Source organism: Neisseria sp. P0021.S005, assembly GCF_051956955.1.
Map to the genome: position 1 here is coordinate 1 of NZ_JBQCWY010000557.1, position 2,031 is coordinate 2,031.

The following is a 2,031-nucleotide window of genomic DNA, read 5'->3' on the forward strand; positions in this document are numbered from 1 at the left end:
ACAAAAACCTGCCTTTGAAAAGGCAGGTTTTTTTCAGACGGCCTTTGAGCCGTTAAAGATTTTGCAAACGTTCGACAGAAGGTGCGTAGTAGTAAGCACCTGATACGGCTTTAGACAAATGTTTCAGCAGTAAGTCGGTTTTGCCGTCAGATTCGCCGAACATATTGAGCAGTTGAACTTCAATATTGTGCAGCGTGTTGCAATAGGAAGTGAACATCAAACCATGTTCGCCGCTGAGTTTGCCGAAGGGTAGGCTGCGGCGGACAATTTTCAGGCCAACGCCGTTTTCTTTAACATTGACGCGGCCGAGATGGGAATCTGGCAGGCGCACGTCTTTGCTGAATTCGTCATTGGTTTCTTTGCTGCGGCCAACGCTGGCTTCTTGTTCGGCAGTGGGAACGGCATCCCATTTTTTCAAATCGTGCAGGTATTTTTGCAGCAAAACATAGCTGCCGCCGGCATCAGGCTTGCCTTCGGGAATAATGGCGACATTGCGCACATTGTCATCGCCCTGCGGATTTTCCGTACCGTCGACAAAACCGTCCAAGCCGCGGTCTTCATACAGGCGCAGGCCGTGTTCTTCAGTGGCTACGCGGATGCTGTCGCCGAATGCGCTGAAAACAGATTGGGCCAAGGCGTAGGCGGCTTTTTGCTCGGTGGCTTGAATGTGGATATAGAGGTCGTGTTGGGTGGAGGGTGCGAGGCCGTTGCCCAATTCTGGGAAAGGTTTGATTTCGCTGCCTTCGTCAGTATGGCCGAACGATTGCCATGCGCGGCTGCCAAAGGCAATGGTCAAACCCAAAATATCATTCGGAAAACGGGTTTTCAGTTTAGCCAGAGCCTCCAAAGAAAGACGGCAGGCAGATTTGATGTCTTCATTGCGGCCGTCTGAAATGTCTGCTTCGATAAAAATACCGGCTTGTGCGTGATCAGGAATAATGGCTGATTGGGGATGGCTCATGATGATTCCTTTCAAAATATTATGGGTTTTTACGCGGGGGATTATACACTGAAAGTTTCAGACGGCCTAAAATCTGCCTTTTGATTTTTTAGGGCGGAAAGGCATGTTTGGCAAGATGTTTTTTGTGAGCGTCATTCTGTTGCAAGTGTTTACATTCGGGCTCGGGCGTTCGCTGCAATGGTTGTTTGCGCCTTGGATTGGCAAAGTCGGCAGACGTTGGCTGATGGGTATTTCCTATTTCATTACAAACGGCTTGTTGGTCGGTTTGCTGCTGGAGTTGGGACATATAATATTCCGCGCGATGGCGTTTTGGATGGTGATCTTGCTGTTTGTGATGTATGCCGCGCTGGCGACATTTATCCTGTATCTTTTGCTGCGCCGTTTTATGGCACGCCAACTGCTGTCACGAAGCCTGCGGCTGTTTGCGCCTTTGTTTGTGGCCGGTTTGCTCGGTTTTGGGATGTATAACGCCTATACGCCTGTTGTTCGCCATCAGACTGTATTCATCAATAAGAAAATGGATAAGCCGCTGCGTATCGGCGTGGCCAGCGATTTGCACTTGGGGATTTTGTTTGGCGCGCGTCAATTGGACAAGCTAACGGACATCATGAAGCGGGAAAAAGTCGACATGGTGTTGCTGCCGGGGGATTTGATGGACGATACCGTTGATGCCTACCTTAAAGAAAACATGAAACCGCATTTGCAGAAGCTGACTGCGCCGATGGGCGTTTATGCCACTTTGGGCAATCATGACTGGTTCCGCGATCAGAAGCGTATCAAACATGAATTGGAAGCGGCAGGTTTGACGGTTTTGGCCAATCAGGTTCTGGAAGTGAATGGTGTGTTGCTGGTAGGGCGGAGCGATGATTTGGATCGCAAGCGTCCCAGTGCGGAGCAGCTTTTGGAAGGTCAAAATACCCAATTACCGGTTTTATTGATGGATCACCGTCCTACTTCAATCGAAACCCATGCCCGGCTGCCGATTGATGTGCAGGTCTCCGGCCATGTCCACAACGGCCAAGTTGCACCTGCCAACCTTATCGTCCGTACGCTTTATCGTCTTGCTTACG

At 50.0% G+C, this 2,031-nt stretch carries 2 protein-coding genes; one reads left to right on the forward strand and one right to left on the reverse strand.

Annotation, left to right across the window (positions count from 1 at the left end; translation table 11 throughout):
• Positions 1 to 52: 52 nt before the first annotated feature.
• Positions 53 to 961, reverse strand: a complete 909-nt coding sequence (locus ACTHUE_RS16785) for a Dyp-type peroxidase (protein ID WP_070459946.1) — start codon at positions 959 to 961, stop codon at positions 53 to 55.
• A 103-nt stretch (positions 962 to 1,064) separates the two neighbouring features.
• Here ACTHUE_RS16785 and ACTHUE_RS16790 point away from each other — a divergent pair.
• Positions 1,065 to 2,031: metallophosphoesterase (locus ACTHUE_RS16790; protein WP_440402982.1), on the forward strand; the 967-nt coding region annotated here is incomplete at its 3' end.